Origin of the sequence: Chitinophaga sp. sic0106 (assembly GCF_019219075.1) — a bacterium.
Taxonomy (GTDB): domain Bacteria; phylum Bacteroidota; class Bacteroidia; order Chitinophagales; family Chitinophagaceae; genus Chitinophaga.
The window spans coordinates 1-24,742 of record NZ_JAHUWJ010000012.1 but is presented as its reverse complement, the minus strand read 5'-3'; the positions used below and the strand labels follow the sequence as shown (position 1 = coordinate 24,742).

At 46.6% G+C, this 24,742-nt stretch carries 16 protein-coding genes; 8 read left to right on the top strand and 8 right to left on the bottom strand.

From position 1 onward, the window contains the following. From KW844_RS17895 to KW844_RS17880, 4 genes are all read right to left on the bottom strand, one after another. The gene (locus KW844_RS17895; protein WP_218378146.1) at positions 1 to 1,272 is read right to left on the bottom strand and encodes a TolC family protein; all 1,272 of its coding nucleotides are present in this window, start codon (positions 1,270 to 1,272) and stop codon (positions 1 to 3) included. A gap of 105 nt (positions 1,273 to 1,377) precedes the next feature. Then, entirely contained in the window at positions 1,378 to 2,754 is a 1,377-nt protein-coding gene (locus tag KW844_RS17890; protein ID WP_218378145.1) for a HAMP domain-containing sensor histidine kinase, read from the bottom strand. Between the two features lie 2 nt (positions 2,755 to 2,756). After that, positions 2,757 to 3,446: a response regulator transcription factor gene (locus tag KW844_RS17885; RefSeq protein WP_218378144.1), complete on the bottom strand. Its 690-nt coding sequence runs from the start codon at positions 3,444 to 3,446 to the stop codon at positions 2,757 to 2,759. A 68-nt stretch (positions 3,447 to 3,514) separates the two neighbouring features. Next, complete coding sequence (locus tag KW844_RS17880) at positions 3,515 to 5,479, bottom strand: ABC-F family ATP-binding cassette domain-containing protein (protein WP_218378143.1); 1,965 nt, start codon at positions 5,477 to 5,479, stop codon at positions 3,515 to 3,517. 111 nt (positions 5,480 to 5,590) lie between these two features. Here KW844_RS17880 and KW844_RS17875 point away from each other — a divergent pair, with 111 nt between their 5' ends. The 4 genes from KW844_RS17875 to KW844_RS17860 all read left to right on the top strand — a co-directional run bounded on the left by KW844_RS17875 (position 5,591) and on the right by KW844_RS17860 (position 10,293). Further along, positions 5,591 to 6,178, top strand: a complete 588-nt coding sequence (locus tag KW844_RS17875) for a DUF3347 domain-containing protein (RefSeq protein ID WP_218378142.1) — start codon at positions 5,591 to 5,593, stop codon at positions 6,176 to 6,178. 179 nt (positions 6,179 to 6,357) lie between these two features. After that, positions 6,358 to 8,298 carry a threonine--tRNA ligase gene (gene thrS / locus KW844_RS17870; protein WP_218378141.1) on the top strand — a complete coding sequence of 647 codons (1,941 nt, stop codon included), beginning with the start codon at positions 6,358 to 6,360 and terminating at the stop codon, positions 8,296 to 8,298. A 172-nt stretch (positions 8,299 to 8,470) separates the two neighbouring features. Beyond that, positions 8,471 to 9,154 carry a translation initiation factor IF-3 gene (gene infC, locus KW844_RS17865; protein ID WP_218378140.1) on the top strand — a complete coding sequence of 228 codons (684 nt, stop codon included), beginning with the start codon at positions 8,471 to 8,473 and terminating at the stop codon, positions 9,152 to 9,154. Between the two features lie 158 nt (positions 9,155 to 9,312). Continuing rightward, the gene (locus KW844_RS17860) at positions 9,313 to 10,293 is read left to right on the top strand and encodes a cation diffusion facilitator family transporter (protein ID WP_218378139.1); all 981 of its coding nucleotides are present in this window, start codon (positions 9,313 to 9,315) and stop codon (positions 10,291 to 10,293) included. Here KW844_RS17860 and KW844_RS17855 read toward each other — a convergent pair whose 3' ends face one another. Continuing rightward, positions 10,294 to 11,502: a serine hydrolase gene (locus KW844_RS17855; protein WP_255578511.1), complete on the bottom strand. Its 1,209-nt coding sequence runs from the start codon at positions 11,500 to 11,502 to the stop codon at positions 10,294 to 10,296. A 322-nt stretch (positions 11,503 to 11,824) separates the two neighbouring features. Here KW844_RS17855 and serA point away from each other — a divergent pair, with 322 nt between their 5' ends. The 3 genes from serA to KW844_RS17840 all read left to right on the top strand — a co-directional run bounded on the left by serA (position 11,825) and on the right by KW844_RS17840 (position 15,832). Continuing rightward, positions 11,825 to 13,060, top strand: a complete 1,236-nt coding sequence (gene serA / locus KW844_RS17850; protein ID WP_218378138.1) for a phosphoglycerate dehydrogenase — start codon at positions 11,825 to 11,827, stop codon at positions 13,058 to 13,060. Between the two features lie 394 nt (positions 13,061 to 13,454). Continuing rightward, entirely contained in the window at positions 13,455 to 14,204 is a 750-nt protein-coding gene (locus KW844_RS17845) for a hypothetical protein (protein ID WP_218378137.1), read from the top strand. Between the two features lie 38 nt (positions 14,205 to 14,242). Further along, positions 14,243 to 15,832 carry a S41 family peptidase gene (locus KW844_RS17840; RefSeq protein WP_218378136.1) on the top strand — a complete coding sequence of 530 codons (1,590 nt, stop codon included), beginning with the start codon at positions 14,243 to 14,245 and terminating at the stop codon, positions 15,830 to 15,832. A gap of 78 nt (positions 15,833 to 15,910) precedes the next feature. Here the strand turns inward: KW844_RS17840 and KW844_RS17835 are convergent, their stop codons facing one another. The 3 genes from KW844_RS17835 to rpmI all read right to left on the bottom strand — a co-directional run bounded on the left by KW844_RS17835 (position 15,911) and on the right by rpmI (position 18,882). Further along, positions 15,911 to 18,157 (bottom strand): family 20 glycosylhydrolase, encoded by a 2,247-nt coding sequence (locus tag KW844_RS17835; RefSeq protein ID WP_218378135.1) that lies wholly within the window; start codon positions 18,155 to 18,157, stop codon positions 15,911 to 15,913. 138 nt (positions 18,158 to 18,295) lie between these two features. After that, on the bottom strand, positions 18,296 to 18,640 hold the full coding sequence (rplT, locus tag KW844_RS17830; RefSeq protein WP_073087560.1) for a 50S ribosomal protein L20: 345 nt from the start codon (positions 18,638 to 18,640) through the stop codon (positions 18,296 to 18,298). Between the two features lie 44 nt (positions 18,641 to 18,684). Continuing rightward, positions 18,685 to 18,882, bottom strand: coding sequence for a 50S ribosomal protein L35 (gene rpmI, locus KW844_RS17825; protein ID WP_218378134.1), 198 nt, complete (start codon positions 18,880 to 18,882; stop codon positions 18,685 to 18,687). A 426-nt stretch (positions 18,883 to 19,308) separates the two neighbouring features. Between rpmI and KW844_RS17820 the strand changes: the two genes are divergently transcribed. Continuing rightward, positions 19,309 to 24,742: hypothetical protein (locus KW844_RS17820; RefSeq protein WP_218378133.1), on the top strand; the 5,434-nt coding region annotated here is incomplete at its 3' end.

Sequence of the window (24,742 nt, the reverse complement as noted above, 5' to 3'; positions counted from 1 at the left end):
TTATTTAAATAATTCCTGTCCTGTTGCATAATTGAGTTCTTCATATGCGTTTACACGATTGGATAAAAATCTGTTGATGTTTTTTGCATTATCGCTATAGCTGTTGAAATAGTCGATAAATTGTAACAGGGAGATGTTACCCTTGCGGAAGTTTTTGGCCACTTCGTCAATGAGGGTATCAAACTGCTGCTGAAACTCCTGCAGGTCGAAGCTCTTGTAACGCTTTTCCAGCGCCAGAATGCGCTGATAGGCATTTAATACTTCTGTTTGCGCTACCGACTGTTGTTGTTTAAACTGTTCGGCTTCACTTTTTACCTGGTTTTGCGCTGAGCGGATATTGCCCTGGTTTCTGTTCCAGAGGGGGAGGTCTATACCGAGTTTAAGACCTACAAAATTGTTGATGTAGCTGCCGGCCTTGTCGTACGTAGCGCCAACGTGCAGGTCAGGAACTGCCATAGATTTTTGCAGGCGATAATTCAGCTCCGCAGTCTGATACTGGAGTGCGGCAACACGCACATCAGGCCGGTTCTGGGCCGCACTGTCCAGCAGCTGCTGGAGCTGAATATGATCCAGGGTATAGTGTGCAAGATCCCCGGACGCCAGCCTGGCTTCATAAAAGTCCTGGCTATGGAGTAACTGTTGTAGGTTTTTTTGAGCGTTTAGTTCCTCCTGTTTCAAATCGGCGTAATCGTTTTCCAGCTCTACCTGTAAGGCTTGCAGCCTGATCACATCCGAATGGGGTACCGATCCTTTTTTATCGGCTTCTACATATGCATCCACAATTTTTTGCAGGTTATCCAATTGTTCTTTTAATACCAGCCCTGTTTGCTGGGTATAGTAGATGTCATAAAAATTTTCTCTCAATTGCAGCTTCAGCGTGCGTACCAGCTCGTCGAAGGTGGCTTCATTCATTGAGGCAGCGGCACCCGCTAGTTGTATGTTTTTGTTTCTTTTGCCTGCCAGTTGTATCAGCTGATCTATATCGTATTGCGCCTGTCCGCCGCTGCCTATATTAAATGGTTTTAATTGGTCGGTGCTGCCCCAGCCCAGTACAGTACTGAATTCGGGGTTGTCCCATATTTTTGCCTGGCGCACGAGTGCCTTCGAGGCATCGATCTGGTAGCGCTGCGCCAGCAACATATAATTCTGAACAAGGAAGGTGTCTTCCACCGACTGAAGTGTTACAGGAATCCGCTGTAGGGAAGCCTGTGCCTGAGATGGTGTGATATAGCCCAGGCCCGCTGTACATACTGATATTATCAGTAGCTTCATCTTTCGCATATAGCCCAATTTCATGACACAAAGCTCTGTAAGCGAGATTAAAGGGGCCTTTAAGAGGAATTAAAAAAGCCTTAAAATGTGGTTAGGAATACTGGCTTACGCGCCGAGGTGGGGGAGTATAACAGTAAAGGTGCTGCCATTATCAGGTGTGGAAGTTACAGTCAGATGCCCTTTATGGATCTGTACTATTTTTTTGCAGATGGAGAGTCCGAGTCCGTGTCCGCGTGTCTTTTGCGCATTGCTGCCGCGATAAAAAGGTTCAAATATTTTTTGCTGATCTGCTGAGGGAATACCAATCCCGTTGTCTTTTATTTGTACAGTAATATATTGTGTGAAGAAGTCAATGGTAACGTAAGCAGTATTGTCGCGTGAAAATTTGCAGGCATTATCCACCAGGTTAATGAATAAAACTTTGAGCAGACTTTCATTCCCGAAACAGGTGACCAGCAGGTCGTTGTCGGGCACTTTATTAAATTGTATATCGATTTTAGATTCCCGTTGTTTGAGTCGTATCAGGTTGGCCATTTCCATCAGCAGTTCATCTATGCGTACATTGCTGAATACAAATTCCTGGCTCTTCATTTCTGACTGGGCGAGCTGTAACAAGCCGTTGGTGAGGTCTGTGAGACTTTCTGCATCTTCCAGTACTGACTGTAAAACTTCCTGGTATTCTGTGGCGCTGCGTTCTTTGGAAAGCGTTACCTGTAACTGGCTGATGATACTGGCCAGCGGGGTACGCAGCTCATGGGAGGCATTACTTACAAAGCTTTTCTGTAAATCAAAGGAGCCGCTGAGGCGCTGCAGCATCGTGTTGAAATTGGCTGCCAGCACGGCAATTTCGTCTTTGCCTTGTACAGCCACCTGTCTGTCTTGCAGGTTATTCGCGTTGATACTGTCCACTTCCGTAACCAGTTTATCAATCGGCCGTACCATCTTCCTGGCAAAAAAGTAACCCACTGCTACCAATACCAAAATGGCGGTAGCCAGCTCCAGGAGCAGGATACGGCTCAGGTTCTGCAGATTTTGAAATCCGTATTTATCAAAAGAAGAAACAATCACGATGACGGAAACATCGCCTTCTGTATAAAAAATACCTACTACTTCACCACCACCACCACGGTCATAGCTATACGATTTATTCTCTTTGATATAATCCAGCAGGCTCTTATGGGTGCGGATAGTGGTATCTTTCAGGTTGCTGTAAAGGAGGTCGTAGTTGGGATTATAAACGAGAATGCTCTCTTTGTATAAGTCCTGAAACGTAGTGCGGTCCAGCTTTCGGAGGAGGTCTACCTTCACGTGTCCGTCTTCCACAATTACATTGGCAATGGAGCGGGCGCGGTATTCCAGTCTTTCCAGGTATTCAGCTTTGCGGGATTTGGCGGAGAGATAATATACCAGCACGGCAAAGATCATCAGCATCAGGGTGGCCGACAGCGTATAGTAAAGCGCTATTTTGTATTTGATCTTCAACGTTATGGTTCTTCCGATAAATAGTAGCCCATGCCTGTTTTGGTATGCAGTAATTTGCTGTCGAAGTCCTTATCAATTTTTTTACGCAGGAAGTTCATGTATACTTCAATCACGTTGGTACCTGTGTCAAAGTCAATGTCCCAGACCTTTTCAGCGATGGTGAGCTTGGATATTACCTTTCCTTTATGCAGCGCCAGGAATTCCAGTAGCTGGTATTCCTTTGCCGTGAGTGCAATTTTTTTTCCTGCGCGGGTAACTTCTTTTTTCTCGCGGTCAATTTCCAGATCGGCGATCGCGATTTTAAACTGGGTGCTTTGCGTAGGCTCAGCGCCGGCGCGTTTAAGGAATACGCGTATCCTGGCCAGCAGTTCGCGGAAATCGAAAGGTTTTACCAGGTAGTCATCTGCGCCCAGTTCAAAGGCCTGCATCTTATCATCCACGCCGCCGAGAGCGGTAAGCATGATGACAGGTACGCGGTTATTTTTAGCGCGTATCACTTCACATAGTTCGTAGCCGTTGAAATGGGGGAGGTTGAGGTCGAGGATTACAAGATCGTAGGAGTTACTGGCGGCAAGGCTTTTGCCCATTCGACCGTCATAGGCCACGTCTACTTCAAAGCCGTTTTCTTCCAGGCCTTGTTTTACGGCATTGGCCACTTTTACTTCATCTTCTACCACCAGGATTTTTTGCATGGATAATGATTTAGTGGTTTCCTGCCATTTAGTAGCAGGCCCCAGGCCTGTAGCCCGGGGCGTTATCACTAGTTAGTCAGTGAAGCTTCCAGCTTCATAATTTTATCAAAAAGCTCTTCATACTGCTGTTCCGCTCTTTGCAGGAACTTAAGTACATCGTTATATTCCGCTTCTACTGAAGCATATTTATTTTTATCCTGGTAGATGTCAGGGCTGCTCATAGTACCTTCCAGTTCAGCTCTGCGGGCTTTCAGGTTGGCCAGCTGTCCTTCCACGTTGGAAAACTGTTTCTGCTGCTTTTGCAGTTCACGTTGTACTTCCTTGTTGATGGCGCCTTTAGGGGCTGCCTCAGCTTTGGCTTCTTTTTTAGGTTCCGCAGCGGCGGTGTTGCCACCCTGGGGATTGGATTTAACAGGGGCAGGTGTGTTGTTGGCTGCCATCCTTTTTTTCCACTCTTCCCATTCTGCGTAGGTGCCTTTAAATTCTTTGATTTCGCCGTCTACGATTTCCCAGATTTTGTTGGCGGTCTGGCTTACGAAATAACGGTCGTGGGATACCAGTACGAGGCTGCCTTCGTATTTGGCGAGGGCATCGATCAGCATTTGGACGCTGTTCATGTCCAGGTGGTTGGTAGGTTCATCGAGCATCAGGAAGTTGGCCTGGCCGATGATGGTTTTAGCGAGGGCCACACGGGCTTTCTCACCTCCGGAGAGGATACGTATTTTCTTGAATACATCGTCGCCGGTGAAGAGGAAGCAACCGAGCAACTGACGGAGTTCCAGTTCTGTTTTACCGCTGCCACAGTTTTTCAGCTCATCGAGGATTTCGCTGTTGAGGTCCAGGGATTCGAGCTGGTGCTGCGCGTAGAAGCTGGTTACTACGTTATGGCCGGGTGTACGGTCGCCGTCAAAAGATTCCTCGTCGGCAATGATGCGCAGGAGGGTGGATTTACCTTTACCGTTGGCACCGATCAGGGCGATTTTATCACCGCGATTGATTTCGGCACTGGTATTTTTGAGGATGACGTTATTGCCAAAGCTCTTGCTGATCCCGCTGAGGGTCGCTAGGATTTTGCCTGGCATTTTATCTACGCTGAAACTAATTCTGATTTTGGATGGGCCGTTATCCACCTGTTCGATGCGATCCAGTTTATCGAGCCTTTTGGCGATAGACTGTGCCTGAGCGGCTTTAGAAGCTTTAGCCTTAAAGCGCTCAATGAAGCGTTCCTGCTGGCGGATATAATCCTGCTGGTTTTCGTAGGCGCGTTGCTGCATTTCCCTGCGCAGGTCCTTTTCCACTTCATAGTCGGAGTAGTTACCGGCGTAGTGATGGAGTTGCTGCTGATATACTTCTACGATACCGTTTACCATGCGATCCAGGAAGTAGCGGTCGTGCGATACGATGATCACCGCGCCATTGTAGCTGGTGAGGTAGCGCTCGAGCCATTCGATGGATGGTAAGTCAAGGTGGTTGGTAGGCTCATCGAGCATGAGTACATCCGGCTGCTGGAGGATAAGGCGGGCCAGGAGCACGCGCATACGCCATCCACCGGAAAACTGGCTGTAAGGACGATCCAGGTCGGCAGTGCTGAAACCAAGACCTTCCAGTACCTGGGCGGTTTTGTGTTTCATGTTGTAGCCATCGAGCGACTCAAACTCATGCAGCTTGTCGCTGAATTCGTGGAGTAGTTCGTCTGTCTGGCTATGTTCGAGTTCTTTGGTGATACGGTCAATATCTTTTTCCAGTTCCAGGGCTTTTCCGAATGCCATCATACCTACGGTGAGGATGGATTCATCTGTTTCAAAGCTCAGGAGGTCCTGGTTAAAGAACCCTATAGAGAGGCTTTTGCTTTTATTTACACTTCCTTTGGATACAGAATATTCTCCGTTGATGATACGGAGCAATGTAGATTTCCCGGTACCATTGAGGCCAATGAGGCCGATGCGGTCACCCGGTTCAATGTGCCAGGAGGACTCTTCCAATATCACCCTGGAGCCAAACTCAAATGTAATATCCTGTAAAGCGATTAACATAGTAAATTCAAAAAGTTAATAAACGCGCAAAGTTACTGATTATAAGGATAATTATCAGATTATAATCTCTATGAATACAATTCTTTAGTTTTGTTTAACATTTTAGCAATTATGAAAATGAAGATATTCATGCCTTTGGGCGCCCTGGCATTGGCTGCCGGCCTGTTTAGCTGCCAGAATAACACCCCTGCTGCCACTGAATCGGCTGCCACAGCCCCTGTGGCTTTGCAGGCGCCATACAGCCAGCAGTACTATGATTCGCTGGGTCAGGTAATGACTGCCTACCATGAATTATCTGCAGCACTGGTGAAAAGTGACACGGGTGCTGCCACTTCGGCGGCTATAGTGCTCAAACAGCATGTAGATAGTCTGCCGGTACAGTTGTTGCAAATGGATAGTGCCCGGCTGGCCACCATCACAGGCATCACCGGCAGTATCAGTGCGGAACTGAATGGCCTGGTGGGTGAAAAGGCCCTGGAAGGCAAAAGGGAAGAGTACCAGATGGTATCTGACATGTTGTACGACCTGATAAAAACCACCGGATATAAGGGACATACGGTTTACAGGCAATTTTGCCCGATGGCCTTTGATGATAAAGGGGCGTACTGGCTGAGTGAAACGAGAAATATTGTGAACCCGTATTTTGGCGATAAGATGCTGGAATGTGGTTCAACGAATGACTCCCTCATTTACAAATAGATTTTTATTACTGCATCCCGGTTGCCGTTTTTCATGTTATTTTACGAAAATTGCCATATATAATTGTTATTTTCTGATAGTAGTTGGTTAAAAACCAAGAGCTATTCATTAACTTCGCAACCATTTTAATAAAAGAAGACAGTATCTGCCCAAAAAAAATCGGATACTTTTATACACATATGATGAATATCACTTTTCCAGATGGCGCGGTGCGACAGTATGAAGCTGGCGCAACTGCATTGGACATCGCCAAATCCATTAGTGAGGGATTGGCGCGTAAGGTTTTGGCTGCAAAGGTAAACGGCGAAGTAGTGGATGCCACCCGCCCGATTACAACGGATGCAACGTTGCAGTTACTTACGTGGACGGATACGGATGGAAAGTCGACCATGTGGCACTCTTCTGCTCACCTGATGGCAGAAGCGCTCGAAGCGCTGTACCCTGGCGTAAAACTGGGTATTGGCCCCTCCATTGAAAATGGTTTTTATTACGATATAGACCTGGGTGGTCGCACCATCACCGAAGAAGATCTGAGAAAGATCGAAGCGAAAATGGTGGAACTATCCAAACAAAACAGCGTGTACACCCGTGCGGATGTAAGCAAGGCGGATGCACTGCAATATTTCACTGAAAAAGGAGATGAGTACAAACTGGAGCTGATCAATGATCTGCAGGATGGTACCATCACTTTCTATACACAGGGTGGCTTTACGGATCTTTGCCGTGGCCCGCATATTCCAAACACCGGCTTTATCAAGGCTATCAAGCTGACAAACATCGCAGGTGCTTACTGGCGCGGTAACGAAAAGAACAAAATGCTGACCCGTATTTACGGCATCACCTTCCCTAACCAGAAAGAGCTGGATGAATACCTGACATTGGTGGAGGAAGCAAAAAAACGTGATCACCGTAAGCTCGGTAAGGAACTGGAACTCTTCACTTTCTCTGAGAAAGTAGGTCTGGGCCTGCCAATGTGGTTACCTAAAGGGGCACTGCTGCGTGAACGCCTGCAACGTTTCCTCCAGGAAGCGCAGATGGAAACAGGCTACCTGCCTGTGGTAACACCGCATATCGGTAATAAAAACCTGTACGTGACTTCCGGTCACTACGAAAAATACGGGAAAGACAGTTTTCAGCCGATCCATACCCCGGAAGAGGGAGAGGAGTTCATGCTGAAACCTATGAACTGTCCGCACCACTGTGAGCTGTACAAAGCATCGCCTAAGTCATATAAAGACCTGCCGGTTCGCTTTGCCGAATTTGGTACTGTGTACCGCTACGAGCAACATGGTGAGCTGCATGGTTTGACCCGCGTAAGAGGCTTTACTCAGGACGATGCGCACTTATTCTGCCGCCCTGATCAGGTGAAGGAAGAATTCATGAAAGTGATCGACCTGGTATTGTACGTGTTTAACAGCCTCGGCTTCGAGAACTACACTGCACAGATTTCCCTGCGCGACAAAGAAGACCGCAGCAAATACATCGGTACAGAAGAAAACTGGGAACTTGCTGAACAGGCCATCATTGAGTCAGCAGCCGAAAAAGGCCTGCCTACCGTGATTGAATATGGCGAAGCAGCGTTCTACGGTCCTAAACTGGACTTCATGGTGAAAGATGCCCTGGGCCGTAAATGGCAGCTGGGAACTATCCAGGTGGATTACAACCTGCCGGAGCGTTTTGAGCTGGAATATATCGGTGCGGATAATGGCAGACATCGTCCGGTGATGATCCACCGTGCACCTTTCGGTTCACTGGAGCGCTTCATCGCAGTACTGATTGAGCATTGCGGCGGTAAATTCCCGCTGTGGCTCACACCTACCCAGGTAAAAATCCTGCCTATTTCGGACAAAACACAGGAATATGCCGAGGCAGTAGCTGCAGCCCTGAAAAAAGCCGATATTCGCGCTGAAATCGACGATCGCAGTGAAAAGATCGGTAAGAAGATCCGTGAGGCAGAATTGGCGAAAATTCCTTATATGTTAGTGCTGGGCGAAAAAGAAGCGACCGATAGTATGGTAGCGGTACGTCGCCAGGCCAAAGGGGATCTGGGTGCCATGACGCTGGAGCAGTTCATCGCACTGGCTAATGAAGAGGTGGTAAGCAGGAAACCATTCGAATAGAGTCATTCATAAATGTGGAAAAAAAGAATATAACTAGATGAACATTACTATTTTCAGGTATGTTTATTGCTATGGAATTTCACATTAACTTTGCAAGAAATTGTTTAGGGTCCATGGCAGGAATGTGGACCATGGACTATGGACAATTAATTACTTAACTTTTATTTTTTTAATGCAAAACAGACCCAAACCAAGTTTTAACGGTGGCAACAGGGGCAACAGAAACCCTAATTTTCGCAGAGAACAACAACAGGAACACCGTACCAACAGAATGATACGCGTGCCTGAAGTAAGGTTGGTAGGCGACAATGTAGAGGTGGGTGTTTATAAAACAGAAGACGCTCTGCGTATGGCAGAAGAACAGGCATTAGACCTGGTGGAGATTTCTCCAAACGCAGCGCCACCTGTATGCCGCATCATCGATTATAACAAATTCCTTTACGAGAAGAAGAAGAAGGAAAAAGAAATGAAGGCGAATGCGCATAAAAGCGAGGTGAAAGAAATCCGCTTTACGCCAAACACCGACGATCATGACTTCGACTTCAAAGCAAAACATGCTGAAAAATTCCTGAAAGACGGTAATAAGGTGAAAACCTATGTTCAGTTTAAAGGTCGTGCTATCATGTTCAAAGAACGTGGTGAGCTGATCCTGCTGAAATTCGCTGAAAGACTCGCCGAAGTAGGTGGTCTGGAAGGGATGCCAACCATGGAAGGTAAACGTATGATTGCCATCTTTGCCCCAAAAACAGCAAAGAAAAAAGACAAACAGCCTAAAGAAAATAAAGAGCCTAAAGAGCCTAAAGAGCCTAAAGAGCCGCGCGTAGCTGAAAGCAAGCCGGAAGAAGGCGCTCAGTAATTTTCAAGGGTTCTGATATTTAAGCAGCCACGCCATGTGTGTGGCTGCTTTACTTATTTATACCTGCATCACCTAACGGGCATGGATATATTTTGATAATGATCCGTGGAATAACAATTTGATTACCTTCGCTGTATATAATAACAAAAAGCTGAACCTTGCTTAAAAAAGAACTGCGCATTATACTCATTTCGCTGGCAGTGAGCTTTATACTTACCGCTGCGAAATTCCTTGCGTATATGCTAACCCACTCCGTGGCCATCCTGTCGGATGCACTGGAGTCAATCATCAACGTAGTAGCAGGCGCCTTTGCCAGTTACAGCATTTACCTCGCAGGTAAGCCTAAAGATGAAAACCATCCTTACGGCCATGGAAAAGTAGAGTTCTTCTCCATTGGTTTTGAAGGAGCCATGATATTTTTTGCCGGCATATTAATCCTCGTAAAAGCTGTACAGTACTTCATTTATCCCAAAGAACTGCACCAGGTAGAAAACGGTCTTTGGCTGCTGGGTGCCACTACAGTGGCCAACCTGGTCTTGGGCCTGTATCTGCGCCGCTCCGGCAAGCAACTGAACTCCCTTACCATCAGTGGTAACGGCCAGCACATTATGACGGATGTGTATAGTAGTCTGGGCCTGATTATAGCCCTGGTGGTCATTCATTTTACCGGCTGGCATTGGCTGGACCCTGCCGTGTCTGTAGTGATGGGAGTACTGATTCTGATCAATGGATACCGGCTGATGCGCCGCTCTATTTCAGGGCTGATGGACGAAACAGATATGCAGGTTGTGGATCGGGTGATTAAAGTATTATCCGCCAATCGCCGGCATAACTGGATCGATATTCATAATATGCGGACACAGCAATATGGCAACAATTATCACATTGATTGCCATATTACCCTGCCTTATTATCTGGAATTAAATGAAGTGCACGACGAAGTAAAAAGGGTAGAGGAGCTGGTCAGCAAGGAATTTGAAAACGGAGAAACCGAATGCTTTATCCATACAGACCCCTGTATCCCGATGTGTTGTCATTACTGCCTGAAGGCGGAATGTCCGGTAAGAAGTCACCCTTTTACCGGAGAAATCACCTGGAGCCGCGATAATGTATTACCTAACCGAAAGCACGGTTTGTAATTACTCTTCACCGGCTTCTTCTCCATCTCCATGACCCAGCATTTCCCGGATGGGTTTTACCGCATGGTAGATGCCTCTGTTGTATTTATTGCCGAGTATAATGAGTGTAGTACTGTCTTGTATAAAGCGGTAAAACACGGTGTTATTTCCATGCCACCAGCCGTTGTGGTAAATGATGTTGCGGGAGCTGTCCGGATATACCATCAGTCGCCATCCCAGGCCGTAGTTACGGATGCCTGGTTTTTCATGGCTGTAAGGTGTATACGCTGCCTTCAGGGTTTCTTCCTTTAACAGGTTACCGGAATATAATGCCTGGTCCCATTTGAGCATGTCACGTGCGGAACTGTAAATACCTTTATCGCCCATGACACCATCAAAATACGTATCGGGCTCCAGTTGTCCGTTGTACTTGTGGCTCTGCGTCTGGTGCGGCCTAACAGCGGATGCAGGATCATACACGAAGGTGCTGGTCATGCCCAGTGGCTTAAAAAACGTTTGCTGCATGAAGTCAGCATATTTTTGTCCGCTTACTTTTTCAATGATGGAAGCCAGCAGGAGGTAGTTGGTGTTACAATACTGGAAATGTGTGTTAGGGAGATGTTGAATCCGCGGCCGGTGTAATTCCATGAGGCGGATTACTTCATCGTTGGTGATGAACCGGGACGGTTCTTTCCAGAGGCTGTCGCAGAAATACAAATAGTTAGGAAGACCGCTTCTGTGGTCCAGCAGCATCTTTACGGTAATCCCTTTGTACGGGAATTCCGGGAAGAATGTTTGCAGACTATCATCCAGTGAAAGCTTTGCTTTGTCGGCCAGCCACAGCACTGCTGCGCCGGTGAATGTTTTGGATACAGATGCCAGCTGGAAGGAGGAGGAATCGATGATAGGGGTTTTGGTCCGGTAGTTTTCCAGGCCATGGTATTTTTCAAAAATAATCACCCCTTTTCTGGCCACTATCATGGCACCGTTGAAGCCTGTACGCACAAACTTACTATAGAAATTTTCCAGTTCTCCCTGGAGCTGGATAGTCCTTGGTGCATGTAAAATGGCATCCTGTTGAGCTGCCGTTAGCTTTAGTGTGTATAGTGCACTGTCTGCCGCCTTTTTTGTTTTCTCTGCCGCCTTGCGTGCTGCTGTGCTCTGACAGCTTGATATGATTACAACTCCTGAAATAGTGAGTAAGATGCCTGCTGCTTTCAATCGCTTCATTATGAAGTGTGTGACTCTTTTAATGCCTATGTTTCCCGAACGGTTAATTCATTAACACAAAATTACTTACGAATGTTAACCACGCCCAAATAAAAAAGCCGCTGTTTTCCTATTTTAACGCATTTTTAAGAAAAAGATAGTGACTTGCGTTGGAAAAAATGAAACAATTTCCTGGGTTGATTAGATAGAATCTAAAATAAAATACTAAGTATTTGATTATTCTTAAACATCCAGTAGATTTGTGCCCTGTTAATGCCCACGAAACCAGCAATTATTAAGCCAATTGCCATAAAGGAATACACATATAATTATATATAATACTATGGATCAGCACAAATTGACAAGTTATCCGAAGGAGAAGATTAGCATTTTATTGTTGGAAAACATCAGCGATGCCGCTGTTGCAGAGTTCACCAACGCGGGCTATTCGGTACGTAAGTTGTCGGGGGCGCTGAGCGAAGAAGACCTGATAGCAGAAATTAAAGATGTACACCTGTTGGGAATCCGTTCCAAAACACATGTAACCAAGAATGTACTGGATGCTGCCAAGAAGCTCCAGGCGATTGGTTGTTTCTGTATCGGTACCAACCAGGTAGACCTGAAATCAGCTACAGAAGCTGGTGTGGTGGTGTTTAACGCACCTTACTCTAACACCCGCTCAGTAGCAGAGTTGGTAATAGGTCTGTCTATCATGTTGATTCGTCGTATTATAGATAAGAACAACGCTGCGCATAACGGCTCCTGGATGAAAGAAGCCACCGGCAGCTATGAGCTGCGTGGTAAAACGCTTGGCATCGTAGGTTATGGTAACATTGGTTCACAGGTGAGCGTGCTGGCAGAAGCAATGGGGATGAACGTGATGTATTATGATGTGGAAACCAAGCTACCGCTGGGAAATGCCACACAGATCCGCACGATGAAAGACTTGTTTGCGCAGGCAGATATCATTTCCCTGCACGTGCCATCCAATAAATCCACTGCTAATATGATCAAAGCAGAGGAGCTGTCTTATGCCAAACCGGGAGCTATTTTCATCAACTATGCGCGTGGCGAGGTAGTAGACCTGGAAGCCCTGAGAGATGCGCTGGTAGCCGGAAAGCTGTCCGGTGCTGCCATTGATGTGTTTCCGGTAGAACCTGAGAAGAACGGCGCTGCCTTCTCCACACCATTACAAAAACTGCCAAACGTGATACTGACTCCGCATATCGGTGGCAGTACGGAAGAAGCACAACATAATATAGGCCTCGACGTTAGTGCCAAAATGCTGAACTACCTGGAAAAAGGTGCCAGCTTTGGTTCCCATACGGTGCCTGCTATCAGCGTGCCTGCAGTTGAAAATACCCACCGTATCCTGCACATTCACGAGAACGTGCCAGGGGTATTGTCGGCTATCAACACCGCGCTTTCTACCAATAAAATCAATATCCTTGGGCAGTACCTCAAAACCAACGATAATATTGGTTATGTAGTGCTGGACGTGGACAAGCAGTTGTCTGCCGAAGCCCTGGCATTATTGAAGGAAGTGCCGCATACGATTAAGACAAGATTGCTGTACTAGGTTCTTTGCTCGCAAAATGGTTTAAGCCAGCAACGGCGCCTTCCGCGCCAGGAGCGCTTTTTTTGCTCGCAAAGCAGCCAAGCAGCTTGTTTGTCGGAAACCAGAAGAAAGCCGCCCGCACACAGCGCGGAAGTATACCAGCAAACCCCCAGGTTTTGCTTCCTGAAATGCTACACAATTAAAATAATAAACCGGGTGAAAGGGAACCATTCCTTTTCACCCGGTCCTTTTTTGCGCATTCACCCCGAAATATTGCCCTTTCATCGACTCCCCGTTCACCCGAAAATGTTTTTGCTTACCTTGTTGAGAAATAGCTATCTTATGGCCCGAAATAATGTTGTTTTTCATGAAATTTAACAGGTCAATTTTAGCCGGAACCGCAATAGTGGCCGGTTTGCTATTTTCAGTTACAGTGAATGCCCAGGATGAGGATCCTAATAAATGGGCGCCGGCAGGACTCAAAATCGATGGCAAGGCAAATGAATGGCCAAAGCCACTGACGTTCTATAACAATGATGCTAAACTATTTTACACCATAGCGAACGATTCCAGCAACCTGTATGTTGTAATTAGTTCACCGGATAAGGTGAGTCAGATGAAAATAATGCGGGCGGGTTTTACGTTTTCCGTAAATCCGACCGGGAAAAAGAAGGTTGTTTCTTCCATTACCTTCCCGTTGCTGGGAGAAGAGGCGCCAGAGGTAGTGGAATCCCAAAATCAACGTAATTCAGTAGAATGGCAGCGCAGTATCCTGCAGAACGCCAAACAGATTAGTGTAGAGGGGCTTGTGGGCGTTCCGGATGGCGTATTGCCCGTTAAAAATGATAAGCAAATCGAATCTGCCGCATCAATGGATGATCAGGGCAACGTGGTATGTGAGCTGTCAATCCCGCTGCAATACCTTGGTTTAACTATCAGCAACGATAAGCCCATCGCATACCGGTTTAAGGTAAATCCGCTCAATCGCGACGATCGTAAAGCAAAAGAAAAGGAAGTAAAAGACCGGATGGCTGCTATGCAGGCGGCAGAAAAAGAAGGCAAAACACCGCCTCCGATGCCGGCCGGATTAACAGGCCCCGGAATGGAAAATCTCTTTTATCCGAAGGATTTCTGGACCCGGCAGATCATGGTCACCCACAAATAGCTAGCTGACAAAAAATATTTCATATAGCCCTAATTGTTATGCAACAGCAACTTCACAAATTCGCCGGTAAGTTTACCCTGGCTGCGTGCTGCCTGGCATTGTTTTTTTCGTGCCGGAAAGACAAGCTGTCCACCGATGGTAATGGTAACGGAGGAGGAGGTAATGGTAATGGCAACGGTACTACCGCCTTATCTGCCGAGGACTCCCTTAAATACCTGATGTATAATATTATGCAGGTATCCTACGCTGATGGTGGCCGCAATAAGGCACAAGGGTTGCCGACCTACTTCTGGTATTCCGTTGTACCAGTCATTAATCCGCTGGACAGTAAGTACAGTTCTGCCGATGTGTTGTTGAGTACGATGGCGCAGTATGCGATTAATCCTACTACCAAAAGGCCGTATGACCATTACAGTTTCCTGGACCGTACCGGTTCGTTAACGAATAAGCTGCTCAATGGGGTGTCTGCCGCTACTACAGTTGCTGCTACCAGCGGGGATGTGGGGCTGGATTATGGTGCTGCGTGGGATGCCACTAATCAAAAGGTGCGCTTTTTTGTGCTGTATGCCGACAAAAACAGTCCTGCCGGGAAGGTAGGGGTGACGAGAGGTTACGAAATCATCTCTATAAATGGTAATAATAAATTTGATACTACCACGACCTTTCTGAATCAGGCATATAATGCGATTTTGAATTCATCCAATGTTACAGTGGGCTTTCAAAGACCGGATGGCAGCACATTTACGGCTAACCTCGCAGCAGGTACCTACAATGTGAATCCTGTAGCATTTGATTCTGTACTTACTATGGGTGCCAAAAAAGTGGGCTACTTTGTACTGTATACTTATTCCAGCGTCACTAATTCCAGTGGTGATCCTACTAATACAAAAACCGCTATAGACGAGGCTTTCACCAAGTTTAAAGCTGCCGGTATAAATAACCTCATCGTGGACCTGCGCTACAATGGCGGTGGTGCGGTATCTACGGCTGAATACCTGGATAATCTGATTGCGCCTGCAGCTGCCAAGGGTAAGTTAATGTACAATTATCAGTACAATGATAAACTGCAGGCAGTTGCCAAAACCATAGAACTGGAAACGGAGGTGAATTTTTCGACGGCTGATCCTGGAGGCCTGGCACTGGAAAATGTATTTTTTATTACCAGTCGCAATACGGCTTCTGCCAGTGAGCTTACGCTCAATAACCTGCGTCCGTATATGACTGTGCAGCTGGTGGGGGATACCACCTATGGTAAGCCGGTTGGTTTTATTGATTTTAATATATCCATGTACGATAGTACCGGTAAGAAAAAATACCTGGCTGATTTATATGCCATCAACTTTGCTACTACTAATGCAAGTGGCTCTGGTGGCTATTATACAGGTATTGCTCCGCAGGCACGTGCGAGGGATCTGATCAATATACCCTGGGGGAATATTGTGTATGATGAGCACCTGAATATGATTAATAATTACCTGAAAGGGAATGGATACAAGATCACACAAACCGCAAGAACGGAAACGGTAATGCCTGCACTTTCTGCCATCAGCAGTGCCACGAAGATGACCGGGTTCAATGGGATGGTGGATTATCGCCTGAGTAATAAAATTCAACAGGCATTGAAATAAAATTCCTGATAAAGTTTTAAAACAGGGATGCGAATTTGTCTTCGGCAAATTCGCATCCCTGTTTTTATGCGGGTTATTTTAATGAACAATCACTTCATCAGCAAAGAGGAAGCCCTTTTGTGCGTTTTTTGCTTTCACGCGTATATACCTTGCCAGCTGGCCGTTGAGGCTGGTAGCAAATTTTTTGAAAGTAAGTACGGAGATATTATCCGGCACATCATTTTTTTGCAGTTGCACTGTCTGAAAGGCTTTACCATCGGGCGATACTGCAATTTCCACTTCAGATGGAATATAGATACCAACGCCTGTCAGCTGCATGAAATTGATGCTTACATCGTTTAATTTTTCTGTGGTTCCCATATCGATGGTTACATCCATGTCATGTGCCTCAAACCCTTGCCATTGGCCGTCGCCGTAGGATACGCTTCCACGGTACCCGTTGGTGAGGGTACTTTCTTTTTGTGCAGGATAATTTTTACTATAGGGGAGATTGTAGGTGACGCGCTTGCCGATGGCTTTGTGAAAGTCTGCTTCCAGCAAGGCTGGTGTACCCTGTATCATGGTATCGCGAAATATGGCTGCGCGGATGAGCGCGGGGCCGCTGAAAGTAACCGGACCGGAATACAGAGTGGAGGCGGCATTGGGTGTAGTACCGTCCATGGTATAGCGGATGACTGGTTGGTATTGTTCGGAGGTAAATGTAACAGTGGTTTGTTTAGACTGGTAATTGATTTCAGGTTTGATGGTGACAGTATAGGAGGGCCTGAAATAATTTACGTTTAGCCGTTGGAGTAGGAGGTAGTGAGATTGGAGTCTCGCTTTGAATGCTGCAAAGTTTTTGTGTGCAGTATCGCTCCAGGCTACCTCTGACAAGGCGATGATACGTGGATAAGCCATATATTCCAGGTGTGCTGCGTGTGGGATGAGTTCTGTCCAGATGTTGGCCTGCACGCCGAGGATATGTTTGGCTTCTGTTGCTGAAAGTGCTGCTGGTACAGGATTATAGCTGTATACTTTTTCCAGTGGCACGTAGCCGCCCTGTGCTTCCGGTTGTGTGGCGGGATCGGCCTGGTAGTGGTCGAAGTAGCAGTAGGCGCCGGGTGTCATGATTACGTTGTGGCCTGCTTTGGCAGCGGCGATACCTCCGTTTTCTCCGCGCCACGACATCACGGTGGCGTCAGGGGCGAGGCCGCCTTCGAGGATTTCGTCCCATCCGAGGAGGTGGCGTTGGTGTGATTTCAGGAAGCGTTCCATGCGGCGGATGGCGTAGCTCTGGAGTTCTTCTACATCTTTGAGCTGTGCTGATTTAATACGCTGCTGGCATTTTGGACATGTTTTCCACGCGGATTTATTGGCTTCATCGCCGCCCATGTGGATGTAGGCGGATGGGAAGATGTCCATCACTTCGATTAATACTTTTTCCAGGAAGTCGAAGGTTTGGTCATTGCCGAGGCAGAACTCACTGTTTTTATAGGGGATACCGGAGCAGGAGAGCTGAGGGTATACGGCGAGGACTTCCTCTGCGTGGCCGGGCATTTCAATTTCGGGGATGACGGTAATGCCGCGTTTGGCGGCGTAGGCGACGATTTCGCGGGCCTGCTCCTGGGAGTAGTAGCCGCCGTAGGCGTTGGGATCACCTTCGTGGGCGTAGCGGTGACCGGTGGCGGCCCAGTCTTTCCAGGTGTTGCCATAGCGCCAGGCGGCGGTTTGTGTAAGTTCAGGGAACTGTTTGATTTGTAATCGCCAGCCGGCGCCGTCGGTGAGGTGCCAATGGAAGGTATTCATTTTATAGAGCCACATCAGGTCGAGGAATCGCTTGATGTAGGAGATGGGGTAGAAGGTGCGGGATACGTCGAGCATCACGCCGCGGTGGCCGAAGCGGGGCTGATCATTAATGGTGACGGCGGGGATGAGGTTGGTGTCGGGCTGGAGGAGGCGGAGCTGCATCAGTGTTTGCGCGCCGCTGATGGCGCCTGCGGCGTTGCGGGCATAGACGGCTATGGACGACGGTGTGACCTGTAGTTGGTAACCGTTGCTGTCGGGCACAGTGCGGGAGTCCGCTTCGAGGATACGTATGGTTCCTGCGAAGTCAGCTTTATGTCTCCCTGAAAAAATTTTTACAGGCTGGTTTTGTGTGGCAATAAGGTCTGCCACATTTTTGAATGCCGGAGATGCGATGATGGGCGTGTGCTTTTGCCATTGAAAATGGCCGGGTTGACTGCTTATTTCCCTGGGTTGCGGGATCAGGTTTAGGTTGGCCTGTGCGAAGGCGGTGGTGTAGGTGGCAACAATGGCGGTAACCATTATGGCAAGTTTTCGGATCATGTTCACTATTCTTTAGTTGCGGCGAAAATAGGGAATTTAGGGAGATGTAAATGCTGAATTGGGGTGAGGGGGCATTAAAAAAGGGAACTTCCGGAGGAAGTTCCCTTTTCAGGTATTTACACTAAGTAAAAGTAGCAATTACTTTACAGAAGCAACCAGCGTTTTGAAAGTTTCTGGTTCATTCATAGCCAGGTCAGCCAGAACTTTTCTGTTCAGCTCAATACCTTTACCTGCTAATTTGTTCATGAATACAGAGTAGGTCAGACCTTCTGCTCTTACTGCAGCGTTGATACGAGCGATCCACAGCTGACGGTAATTTCTTTTCTTCAGTTTACGACCTACATAGCTATAAGTCAGACCTTTTTCGAGGACGTTCTTCGCTACGGTGTAAACATTTTTCCTTTTGCCATAAAAGCCTTTGGCTTGCTTTAAGATCCTTTTTCTGCGGGCTCTTGAAGCTACGGCGTTAACTGAACGAGGCATTTGTTGTTTTTTTTCTCAGGTTAAAAATTCGATTTACTCTTAGACTAGCGCATGCAGAGCATTCTCTTCACGAGATTCAGGTTAGCTTCGTGAACCAGCGTACTACCTCTGAGGCTACGTTTTCTTTTTGTAGACTTTTTGGTCAGTAAGTGACTTTTGAAGGCCATGAAACGCTTAATCTGTCCGTTCCCGCCAACTTTGAAAGTTTTCTTAGCACGGGAATGTGTCTTGAATTTAGGCATCTTACATCAAATTTGGACTGCAAAGGTAGGGGAAAATAATGAAAAAACACAGTCATGGCCAAATTTCTCCGATTTCCACCGTCTTGTGGAAAAAAAAATCTAAAATTCTTCTAAAACCTTAACCCTTTGAGAATCAGGAAGCAATCCCATCTCTCCAACTACTCTAGTAAAATTTATCATATTATAATTATTATCACTTTTTTTATTTTTCTATATTATTGTTAATTTTAATTTTATAATAAGCCGATTTTAGCCATATCGAGTTTAAACACCGATGCCTATGAAAACATTCTACACAACACACAACGCCCGCCGGCGCCGAGTTTCCGGCGTTTTTCACCGATGTATGCAGTTAAACCAGCGAAGGCAGTGACGGCCTGAAAATCCGCCATTTCTGATACTTTTTTGATTTAACCGTTTACACCTATGAAAAGATTTCTTACCCTCATATTACTGTTACTGTCGTTCCTGCTTGCCAGGCAAGGCGTGATGGCGCAATCAAATGCGACACCACCCACCGGCCAGCCGACAAAGCCGTTTATGAACATCCCGATAAATGTATGTGCTGGCAACTTTGCCAGTATAAACGCATTTATATGGGACTCCACCTATAGGTCGGGGGGCCAGGACCGGCAGTTTAACTATCCAAACGTTAAAGTGGATTGGTCCATTACCGGGGGGGCCTTTGCGGTTCTCTATAATAATAAGCCGGATAGCGCCAATGGTAAAAGGGATACAACTATCACCAACCAGACCTCCGATTCGTACAAAGTAAACGCGCTGACCATCAGGTTTAATACACCCGGGGTGGTTTATACCGTAACGGCGAATATTACCTATACCGACGCAAGAGGGGCTACCCGGACAGCTACGATATCCAGAACGATCACTTCGGTGGACTGTTCCATTACTGAATGTAAAGGAAGTACCACCATGTCATCCGACTTTTTGGAAGATTTTGGGCGGTTCAGAAAATATACTGATAACTCCCTTAGTAATAAACCACGTGCGTATTGGGTAGCCGGTGCGGTAGGATATAATTATAATGATAATATCTTTTATTCATATCCCAATCCTGATATAGGAGGGGATTTTTCTGATAATAGCTATGCCATTTACTGGAATACTAAGTTAAGATCAGAATGGGATAGTGTGGGGGATCACACCGGTCAAATCAGATATATATCTCCAACATCGGATAGTGTGGGAGGTATGCTGATTGCCAACTCAGCAAATGATAAACGAATATTTTATACCCGTGATGTAACGGTATGTCCAGGCTCACAATACAACTTCAGCGCCTGGTTTCTTAATACCAATACCAGAGAAGTATTTAACTCTACCTGTATTCAGGGTAACTCGACCGGTTATCGTTATGCAGGTGTAACCTTTAAAATTTTAGACTCACTTGGAAACGTCCTGAAGCAATTCAAGACTTTTGACGTTTCGATGAACCTGAATACCACCGGTGAGCGGTGGTTACCTTATGGTGGTACTTTTAAGGTACCAGGTGGAATCAAGAAATTAAAACTGCAGATTGTTAACGACAACGAAGGTGGTTGTGGTAACGATATCGCCATTGATGATATCAAGTTTAATTATTGTTCCCCTAACATTTATGGATTTGTGGATGGTTTGAAAGATGATGGGGTGACCGAGTCTGTACAATGCGCGGGATCTGCTATTAATCTCACCGCATGGTATACACCGAACGGTTTTGATCCCAATGATCCCAGTAAACCATATGATAAAAACCTGGACTATTTTACACAAAAGGTATTCAGGTGGGAATATAGTTATAATGACACGACCTATTATACCTTAACGGATTCAATCGGGGTGAATACCGAAACTGGCGTTACTGAAACTATCAGGTACGGAAGCCAGGATTCTGTGCTGCATTTTTTGCCGGGAGCACTTCAGGGAAATCCCACACAGCCTGTAATACGTTATTACAGGTTGAACATATTTGAAAAAGGAAATGAAAATATTAAGGATTGCGGATCGCCATCCACACCGATTGCCATTACCATCTTACCTAAACCGGTAGTAAAGCTCTCTTCTTCTGCCATATGTTTGGGAGACAATGTAAATCTGACGGTGGAGGGTCAGTACACGCGATATGAATGGAGGGCCCCGGCCGAGATTGCCGGTATTAAAGATGAGGCGGTTGTTGTTTCACCAACACATAATACAACTTATACAGCATACGGTTATGCTAACTATGGAGCCGGTCGTGTTTGCGTCGACTCCGGATCAGCAACAATACGCGTAGATACACCTGCTATAGTACATGTGACCGGTGGGCCAATCGAACTATGTGCCGGACAAACATCTACCAGTTTCCAGATCGAACCTGAAAACAATAAATACACCATCAGGTGGAGCAGTACCTGGCCAGTGGCGCAGGATACCGTTTATGGCAGCACCACCAATGTGCTGAATAATATTTATCCATGGCATGTGGGTGATAATTATTTTAAGGCAACTGTAACAAAGGGTGTCTGCGTTACGAGAGACTCCCTGCTGGTACAGGTGAGGTCAATGCCAATTGCAAAAACCAACCTGGATGAACTGGTAGGACAGTGTAATAAGACACAGTTCACCATGAAAGCCAATCAGCCGCTGAGTGATCAGAAAGGGACCTGGACTTTCATTCGTGGTGTGAGCAATGGCAGCAGTACTATCACCAATCCGAACCTGTATAATACCACGGTAAACATTACGCCGGCAGGTACGAAGGATACACTGATCTGGACCGTTGTGAATAACAACAAATCAGATTGTATTTCCCGTGATACGGTTATTCTCTACAATACCAAACCACTCACTGTTCCAAAAAGTATGGGCAGTACGCAGGTTTGTGTGGTAGCAGGGGAGTCGGTAGTGCTGAATCTGAATGGTACCAGACCGGAAAACGAGGGTGAATTTGGTAAATGGACATCTAATCCTGTTACCAATGTTACTTTCGCCAACGATGCATTATATAATACCACTGCAACGATAGTTGGAACAGCTAGTCCTACCAACTACACGTTGTATTGGACGATTAATAATGGTATTTGTCCTGCTGGTCCTTCAGCATCCATGGCGGTAAGAACCAAAACGCCTCCAACTATCGCTATTACCAATTCTCCGGTATTGGCTTGTAATACCACGCCGACAGTAAGACTGAACATCACCAGTGGTAGCAGTACTATCACTGATTACAGTATTACGACCACCAGTGGTAATCCAATGCCTGGATTTGTTCCGGTAACAGCGGCTTGGACTGGGGCTTCCTACATCGACATGACGATACCTGCCAATACACCGGCGGGTATATATACATTTGTAATGAATGTATGGGAGAGAAATACCACTACCAATGAACAGCTGGCTGGTTGTAGCAAAACGGTAACCTTTACAGTGAACTTATCAGAGCCAACTACGCCTCCTACAGATATAACCGTTAACAATCCTGCAATTTGCGGAAGAGGCAATGTATTGCTGACGCTGAATGGTGCAGAATTGGGAACTAACCCGGATGGTACAGTAGCCTCCGTATGGAAATGGTATAAAGGTTCCTGCGGTGGCACGCCGGTTACACCTGATAGTGCGAACGCAGATAATTCTATCGTACTGTTTAGAAATGTAACAGCTACCACTACGTATTATGTACGAGGAGAAAGTGCTGGTACCTGCGGTAATTCTATCTGTATACCTGTTACAGTAACTGTTTATCAACAACCTGCTGTACCTACTGCAACGCCTGAGCAATCACATTGTAATATGCCAACATTTACCATGGATGCCAGCAATCCTTCACCTGCAGGAGCTGCGGGCAAATGGTCAATTATAGGCGGCAGTGCCACCGGTGTGGTGATTACTGACCCGGGTAATCCTAAAACCACTGTTACTGTTCCTGCCGGTACCTTTGTGGAACTGAAATGGGCAGTGAGCAATGGTGTTTGTGATTCTGTAAGTACAACAGTTAAATTATATAACTACGCTACCAATCCTGCAGCTGAAGCAGGTCCGGATCAGGAAGACTGCGGCAGAACTACTGCATTCCAACTGGGAGCAACGCCAGTAGTATCTACAGGTAACATTGCGCAAATCGGTACCTGGACGGTGCAGTACACTGGTACAAATACGGCTCCGACTGTAAGTGATATCCATAATCCTGCGGCTACCATTACGGTGCCGGTAGGAGATCAGGTGCAACTTACATGGACAGTGACCAGTGTCTTAAATGGTACGATCATTAACCAATGTCCGGCTACTACTGATCAGATAACACTTTATAACTTTGCAAATAACCCGGCTGCAAACGCCGGCGCAGATCAGGAAGATTGCGGCAGAACCACTGCCTTTACCCTGAATGCAACACCTGTGGTATCTGCTGGTAACATCCAGCAGGTGGGCACCTGGACTGTGCAGTACACTGGTGCTAACGCCGCTCCGACAGTAAGTAATGTCCATGATCCGAGAGCTACTATTACAGTAGCACCTGGAGATCAGGTACAACTGACCTGGACCGTAACTAGTATCGTAAATGGTGTAGTAAACACTAATTGCCCAGCTACTACCGATGTAGTAACTATCTATAACTACGCTGCCAACCCAGCGGCCAACGCAGGAGCAGATCAGGAAGATTGCGGTAGAACTACTGCTTTCACTCTGGATGCAACACCTGTGGTATCAACTGGAAACATCCAGCAGATTGGTACCTGGACGGTGCAGTACACTGGTGCTAACCCTGCTCCGGTTGTAAGTGATATCCATGATCCAAAAGCTACTATCGTAGTACCAGTAGGAGATCAGGTACAACTGACCTGGACAGTTACCAGTATCGTAAATGGTGTAGTTAACACTAATTGCCCGGCTACTACTGATGTAGTAACTATCTATAACTACGCTGCAAACCCAGCTGCTAACGCAGGTGCAGATCAGGAAGATTGCGGTAGAACTACTGCCTTCACCCTGGATGCCACCCCAGTGGTATCTACTGGAAACATCCAGCAGATCGGTACCTGGACAGTGCAGTACACTGGTGCAAACGCTGCTCCGGTAGTAAGTGATATCCATAATCCGAAAGCTACTATCGTAGTGCCAGTAGGAGATCAGGTACAACTGACCTGGACCGTAACCAGCATTGTAAATGGTGTTATCGTTACTACATGTCCCGCTACTACTGATGCCGTAATTATCCGCAACTTCGATACAGATCCACTTGCAGAAGCAGGTGCAAATCAGGAAGATTGCGGTAGAACTACTGCCTTCACCCTGGATGCCACCCCTGTAGTATCTACTGGAAACATCCAGCAGATCGGTACCTGGACGGTGCAGTACACTGGTGCTAACACTGCTCCGGTTGTAAGTGATATCCATGATCCAAAAGCTACCATCACGGTAACACCTGGTGATCAGGTACAACTGACCTGGACAGTAACTAGTATCGTAAATGGTGTAGTAAACACTAATTGCCCAGCTACTACCGATGTAGTAACTATCTATAACTACGCTGCTAACCCAGCTGCCAACGCAGGCGCAGATCAGGAAGATTGCAGTAGAACTACTGCCTTCACCCTGGATGCAACCCCTGTAGTATCTACTGGAAACATCCAGCAGATCGGTACCTGGACGGTACAGTACACTGGTGCAAACGCTGCTCCGGTAGTAAGTGATATCCATGATCCAAAAGCTACCATCACGGTAACGCCTGGTGATCAGGTACAACTGACCTGGACTATCACCAGTATCGCAAATGGTGTAGTAAACACTAATTGCCCAGCTACTACCGATGTAGTAACTATTTATAACTACGCTGCTAACCCGGCTGCCAACGCGGGTGTAGATCAGGAAGATTGCGGTAGAA